The organism is Actinomadura syzygii (genome assembly GCF_008085905.1).
Taxonomy (GTDB): domain Bacteria; phylum Actinomycetota; class Actinomycetes; order Streptosporangiales; family Streptosporangiaceae; genus Spirillospora; species Spirillospora syzygii.
This window is the reverse complement of record NZ_VSFF01000015.1, coordinates 310955-317136: the sequence shown is the minus strand read 5'-3', so window position 1 is coordinate 317136 and position 6182 is coordinate 310955. Positions and strand designations below refer to the sequence as shown.

Annotated in this window: 7 protein-coding genes and 1 pseudogene; 3 read left to right on the top strand and 5 right to left on the bottom strand. The window is 70.9% G+C overall.

Features of this window, described 5'->3' with window-relative positions:
* Positions 1 to 386: pseudogene (locus FXF65_RS36935) on the bottom strand (cytochrome bc1 complex cytochrome b subunit); the annotation flags it as partial.
* A gap of 142 nt (positions 387 to 528) precedes the next feature.
* Positions 529 to 1170: a hypothetical protein gene (locus FXF65_RS36930; protein ID WP_148354711.1), complete on the bottom strand. Its 642-nt coding sequence runs from the start codon at positions 1168 to 1170 to the stop codon at positions 529 to 531.
* Positions 1171 to 1421: 251 nt separating this feature from the next.
* Here FXF65_RS36930 and FXF65_RS36925 point away from each other — a divergent pair, with 251 nt between their 5' ends.
* Positions 1422 to 1970: a DoxX family protein gene (locus tag FXF65_RS36925; protein ID WP_148354710.1), complete on the top strand. Its 549-nt coding sequence runs from the start codon at positions 1422 to 1424 to the stop codon at positions 1968 to 1970.
* A gap of 4 nt (positions 1971 to 1974) precedes the next feature.
* Here the strand turns inward: FXF65_RS36925 and nrfD are convergent, their stop codons facing one another.
* Both nrfD and FXF65_RS36915 read right to left on the bottom strand, forming a co-directional pair.
* A complete protein-coding gene (gene nrfD, locus FXF65_RS36920; RefSeq protein ID WP_148354709.1) occupies positions 1975 to 2997 on the bottom strand; it encodes an NrfD/PsrC family molybdoenzyme membrane anchor subunit in 1023 nt (340 codons plus the stop codon).
* Entirely contained in the window at positions 2994 to 3803 is an 810-nt protein-coding gene (locus FXF65_RS36915; RefSeq protein WP_246199351.1) for a 4Fe-4S dicluster domain-containing protein, read from the bottom strand. Before FXF65_RS36915 ends, nrfD begins: the two co-directional genes overlap by 4 nt.
* Before the next feature lie 318 nt (positions 3804 to 4121).
* Between FXF65_RS36915 and FXF65_RS36910 the strand changes: the two genes are divergently transcribed.
* Positions 4122 to 4994, top strand: coding sequence for a glycoside hydrolase family 26 protein (locus tag FXF65_RS36910; protein WP_148354707.1), 873 nt, complete (start codon positions 4122 to 4124; stop codon positions 4992 to 4994).
* Between the two features lie 209 nt (positions 4995 to 5203).
* Positions 5204 to 5632, top strand: a complete 429-nt coding sequence (locus FXF65_RS36905) for a hypothetical protein (RefSeq protein ID WP_148354706.1) — start codon at positions 5204 to 5206, stop codon at positions 5630 to 5632.
* 76 nt (positions 5633 to 5708) lie between these two features.
* Here the strand turns inward: FXF65_RS36905 and FXF65_RS36900 are convergent, their stop codons facing one another.
* Positions 5709 to 6083, bottom strand: a complete 375-nt coding sequence (locus tag FXF65_RS36900; RefSeq protein WP_148354705.1) for a hypothetical protein — start codon at positions 6081 to 6083, stop codon at positions 5709 to 5711.
* Positions 6084 to 6182 lie beyond the last annotated feature (99 nt).

The window sequence follows — 6182 nt, the reverse complement described above, 5'->3', positions numbered from 1 at the left end:
CCGATGAAGATGAGCGTCGCCCAGTGGTGCAGCTGCCGGACGAGCAGCCCGCCCCGCACGTCGAAGCTGATCTTGAGCGTGGAGGCGTACGCCTCGCTCATCTCCACGCCCTTGAGCTTCGTGTACGACCCGTCGTACACGACCTCGTGCATGCTCGGCTTGAAGAACAGCGTGAGGAACACCCCGGTCAGCAGGATGATCACGAACGAGTACATGGCGATCTCGCCGACCAGGAAGCTCCACTGGTCGGGGAACGCCTTGCGCATGGCCTTGCGGGCGAACCCGGTCGTGCCGAACCGCTCGTCGAGGGCCCGCGCCGAGGCGTCCACCGCCTTCGGCGGCCTCCGTCCGGACGTCCCGCCGCCGCCCCTCCGCGTCGCCGCCATCGTCAACGTCCTCCCGTCGCCGTGTCGAGCAGAGCCGCTTCTGCGCATAAAGACCCGGTTCGGCGGAAGAACGTGACATCGACGAAATGTGGACCCGATCACACGGGTCCTTCACAAGCGGGCGCGGTTCAGAGGGCCCGGTTCAGCAGGCGGGGACGGCGAGTCGTGGGCGGCGCTCGTAGCGGGGCCGCCAGCTCGTCCGGTAGACGAGCCGGATCGGCGGCGGCAGCAGCCGCAGCACCGCGCGGCGGGTGCGCTCGTCGGCGCCGTCCAGCAGCCACGGCAGGAACACGGCGAGCCCGCGCATGCCCAGCTCGCGGCGGAACTCGACGTCGAACCCGCCCCACTCGAACGCGGTGAGCGTCCGCGGGACGAGCGGCAGCACGTCCGACTCCTTGAAGTCGAGGAGGTCGGCCGCGGCGGCGTCGAGCCACTGCGCGCATTCGGCGAACATGTCGCGGCTCCGCTGGTCGAGGGCGGTGTCCATCGCGTCCATCGGCGGGACGGTCCGCAGCGCGTGCAGCGTCATCTCGTCCAGGACGGCGCCGACCTCGTCCATCCCGTCGGCGGCCTTGGCGTACATCACCGTCCAGAGGGCGTTCTTCTCCGCGAGGTCCTGCACGCGCCAGTGGAGGCTGAACAGCGACCAGCTGTTCTCGATCGCCGTCCAGTCGAGGGCGCCCTTCCGCCCGGCGGCGGACTCCAGCCGGGCCGCGTCGCGGCGGAACGCGCCGTACGCGGCGTGCAGCATCGTGAGATCGAACCGCCTCGGTTCGGTGCCCATGGCGCCTCCCAGCTCTCCCGCACCCGGCGCCCTCGGGGAGCACCTGTAAGAAAGATGGATCGACCGCCCGGAATGTGACGTGATCCGGAACTCACCCCTTTGTGATCTGCCCCACGGCCGGGTCGGTAACCGGTCCCGGCCGAACGGGACTCGGTGATCCTCCGCCCCGCGCCCCGGCCCGCCCGGATCGTTCCTGTACGTTGGCAGGACGCTCGGACGGGGACGTCCGGAACCAGGGAAAGGGGCCGTGAATGTCTGTGGACGCGGCGAGCATCGACATCGCGTCCCTCGTCCTGCGGGTGTCGGTCGGCGGCACCCTCATCGCCCACGGGTGGAACCACGCGTTCGGCGGCGGGAGGATCGAGGGAACGGCGGGCTGGTTCGAGTCCATGGGGCTGCGGCCGGGGAGGCTGCACGCGCTGATGGCCACCGGCACCGAGCTTGGCGCGGGCGTCCTGCTGCTGCTCGGCCTGCTCACCCCGCTCGCGGCGGCGGGCGCGGTCGGCACGATGGCCGTCGCGTTCATCACCGCCCACCTGCGGAACGGCTTCTTCATCTTCCGCCCGGGGCAGGGCTACGAGTACGTCCTCATGATCATCCTGGTGGCGTGCGCGCTCGGCGCGCTCGGCGGCGGCGCGGTCTCCCTCGACCGCGCGTTCGGCGTGGACGGCGACCTCGCGGGCTGGACGGGCCTCGCGATCACCGCCCTCGCGGGCGGCCTCGGCGCGGCGGCGCTGCTCGCCGTGTTCTGGCGTCCGGCCCGCGAGCCCGCCGAGGCGGCCGCGGGGGAGACCGCCTGACGAGTCAGCCGGACTGCTCGGCGTCGGCGCGCGCGGCCAGGCGCTCCCGCTGCGGGACGACCGTGTACTTCGGGTCGCGCGCCGACTGCATCCCGGCGTGGAAGACGCCGAACCGGGTGAACGCCGAGCCCGCGAGCAGCGCCGTCCCGCTGAGGACTGCCGCCGCGCGGTCGCGCCCGCCGAACAGCGCCGCGCCGCCCGCGCCCGCCGCCGACAGGACCGCGCCCGCGCGCATGAGCCGTCCCGCCTTGCCCTTCCGGTACGGCTCGGCGACGAAGCCGACGCGGACGCGGAGCGTCCGCGCGGCCGCGGCCTCCAGGACGGTGCCGAACACCGCCGCGCTGCGCATCGGCCCGTTCTCGCGGAGCGGCGACGCGACGAGCCCCATCCCCGCAGCCGCGGCCGTGGCCGAGCCCGCGAACACGAACGGCAGCTCGCGGTGGCCCTCGTGCCAGGCGGGCACCGCCGTGTCGGCGGCGAGGACCGCCGTGTAGGTGGTGACGGCCGGGCCGAGCACGGCCGCCGTCGCGGTGGCCGCGCCGCCGAGCCGGGGGAACAGGCCCGTCGCGTCCAGGGCGGCGGCGCCGCCCACGGCCGGGCCGTACGCCGCGAGCAGCCAGGAGCCCATGCTCATCGGAGAGGTCGGCTTCATCACGCGCAGCATGTTGAGGAAGCGCTTCGGGCGTCCGAGGTCGTGGATCAGGGCCGCCGTGGACCCGAGGATCGCGGCCAGCGAGGACGCCTTCAGCGCCCGCGCGGCGGCGGGACGCCCGGTGAGCTGCGCTCCGGCGGCGAGCACCGAGCCCGCCCCGGCCAGCCCGCCGAGGAAGAAGTAGGCGGCGACGTCCGCGGCCTTCCAGACCGGCGGGTTCAGGATGGGCTTGCCGTAGTAGGAGGTGAACTCGGCGTCCGGGACCATCGCCCGCTCGCCGCGCCGCCCACGCCGCCGTACGCCCCGTCCGATCTGCGCCTCCCGGCCGGGGCGCTCGCCGCGCAGGCCGTCCTTGCCGACGCCGGACGAGCTCATCGGCCGCCTCCGCTCCGGCCGTGGACGGCGAACACCGCGGCGAGCCCGCCGAGCAGCGTCGCCGCCGCGACTCCCGCGTGCGCCCACATCGACGGCAACTCGCGCGTGGTGACGACCGGGTCGGGCGGCAGCCCGTACACCTCGGGCTCGTCCAGCAGGAGGAAGAACGCGCCGTCGCCGCCGACGCCGTCGTCCGGGTCGTGGCCGTAGAGGCGGGCGTCGTCGACGCCGAGGTCGTGCAACTGGTCGACGCGCATCGCGGCTCGCTCGCGCAGCTCGTCGAGCGGACCGAACTGGATGGAGTCCGTCGGGCACGCCTTCGCGCACGCGGGTTCCTGGCCCGCGCCGAGCCGGTCGTAGCAGAGCGTGCATTTCCACGCCCGGCCGTCACCCTTGCGTTGGTCGATGACACCGTAGGGACAGGCGGGAATGCAGTATCCGCAGCCGTTGCAGATGTCCTCCTGGACGACGACCGTCCCGAATTCCGTGCGGAAGAGCGAGCCGGTGGGGCAGACGTCCAGGCAGGCGGCGTGCGTGCAGTGCTTGCACACGTCGGACGCCATCAGCCAGCGCATGTCGGCGGCGCCGTTCGGGCCGCGCGCGACGCCCGTCTCCGACTGCCCGATCGGCTTGTCCTGCTCGATGAACGCGACGTGCCGCCAGGTGTCCGCGCCGAGGCCCTGCGTGTTGTCGTAGGACATCCCGGTGAACTCGAGGCCGTCCTCGGGGACGGCGTTCCATTCCTTGCAGGCCACCTCGCACGCCTTGCAGCCGATGCATACCGACGTGTCGGTGAAGAACCCCATGCGCGGCGGCGCGTCGGGATACCCGGCGTCAGCGGTGACCTCGGGCTCGGCTCCGGCGAGCAGGTTCCGTCCGATCAGGCTGCCCATCCCACGACCTCCTCGCGATCCGCGCGGACCCTGTCCGAGTTCCCGTCGACGCGCCCCCTACACGCGCCGCGCGGCACCGTCTGCGCCTCGGCCTTCAGAGCGCCCAGCGCTGTCCAAAGCGGACACAAGTCCCTGACCTCACTGGGCGAATACCGCGCGCACTCCTGGCACATGCGGGGTCGTCCCGGCGACCATCCTGGTGGGGGTCGTCGACCCGATGCCGGGGGAACGATGACGCATGCAAGACCCGACGGCCGGAACCTGGGCCGGAACGCGATCCTGTGGGGCGCGGCCGGAGACCGGCTGTCCGGCTCCGACTTCCCAGCCATGGACGACGATTTCGGCCCCCTCACCATCCGGCGCTCCTACCAGCCCGCCGCCGTCGGGATGCCGGAGAGCTGGGCGGCGTCCAACGCGGGCGTCGACGTCGGCGCCCGCGCGTCCTGCTGGAGCGGGAAGCCGTCCATCACGGCCATGGCCCGGGGCGCCCTCGACAAGGAGACCGTCGCGTTCCTGCGGTCGATCCCGAAGGACCACCTCGCGTTCGTGAGCATCTGGCACGAGGCGGACGGGAAGATCCGGAGCGGCTCGTTCGGCCTCGCGGTGTACCGCGCGGCGTTCCGCCGGTTCTGCCGCCTCGTCCAGCAGGTGAAGGACGAGGGGCGGCCGCTCCTGCACACGATCCAGATCCTCACCACCTGGTCCGGGACGTCCCCGCGCGCCGGGTCGACCTACGCCGACCTGTGGCCGGGCGACGACCTCGTCGACTGCCTGGGCGTCGACGGCTACTCCCACGTCGGCTCGCAGGACTCCCTGTGGGGGCCCGCCGTGGAGTTCGCCGACTCCAAGGGCATCCCGTGGGCGGTCCCCGAGATCGGCTACGGCCGGACCGGCACGCGGGACGTCGGCTGGCTGAACGACCAGGTCGAGTACCTCACGTCCACGGCGGCCGGCGGACGCCACACCCGCTGCGCGTTCGCCTGCTGGTTTAACACGGCCGGACCGATCTCCGTCCGCACCCCGGGCGGCAACCCGGCCTGGGTCGCGGCGGCCAGGTCCGCGTCCCGCAGATACCACTGCGACCCAACCGACTTCGTCCTCTGAGGGAGCCCGCCAGTTCGGGAGACGATTGGGAGATGATCATTCTCTCTCCTTAAGCGGTGCTCTGCCCGCAACGTGTCGACCAAGGGCGCGGACGACCCCGGCGCGAGTGAATTCTGCATGTCATGGACAAGCATGTTACGGGTTTCCCACGATAGAATTCGAGGTGGCCGAAGGTCATCATGATCTGGACCTCGAAAGGAAGGACCAGCATGATCGGCAAGCGATTCGTCTTCTGCACCGCGGCCATTGCGATGACTGCGGCGTCGTTCGCGGTCACGCCCAACGCATCGGCCGGGACCTCGACCGGATCCACTTTGGCCACCGTGACGAAACAACGTGATATTCGAGCAATGGCGTGCAGGAACGGAAAGGCATCTACAGATTTGTGGTCGCCCAGAGGTCTGAATGTCGGGGTGGACAAGAAGTGGAGGTGTGATGGGCGCGGGGGCTACAACGGCAGTTTCTTCTGGGGAAAGAGAGACGACCACGTCTGGGTCGTGTATCGCATCAACTGGGAGTCCGGTCGGCGTACGCAGAAAAAGATGGTGTGGAGAAGGAAGAAGCCGTACACCTACAAGGGTGCACGAAGCGTCTACCTTCGCGCCTGCGACTCCAGCGGCTGCGGCCGCTGGTGGTGACGTCATGACGTCCTAACGCACCTAGGGTTTGTCCGACAAAGCGAGTGGTCCTCGTGGCTGGTCGGCGGGGCCTGGATCAGTCGTTGATGGGGCTGCAGTAGTTTCCGTCGACGCTGTCGGGGAGGTCGGCGTATCCGGAGAATCCGCTGCCGGTGGAGCAGCGGACCGACTGTCCGCCGCTGCGGCGGTCGAGGATGTCGAACTCGTCGAAGAGGGGGCCGTGCTGGGGGAGGCCGCCCGATGCCTGGCAGTTCCCTGAGCCGGTGTAGGGCGCTACGGAACCGGGGCCCGTGCGGTCGACTCTGTCGCAGGTGTAGGCGGGTGCCCGCCGCGAATGCCCGATCGCCGTGGGAGCGGCGGCTATGCCCGGGGACGCCGGCATCAGGGCCATTGCGGCGGCGCCCACCGCCACTAGGACGACGGCTCCGGGCATGGCTGGTCTCCTGCTCATGGCTGTTCCTCATTCCCGGTGATCGAGTGTGATGACATCATCAGTAGATCACTCATAGCCATGAGTCAACTACATAAGGTAATGACAGGGGGAGGCGAG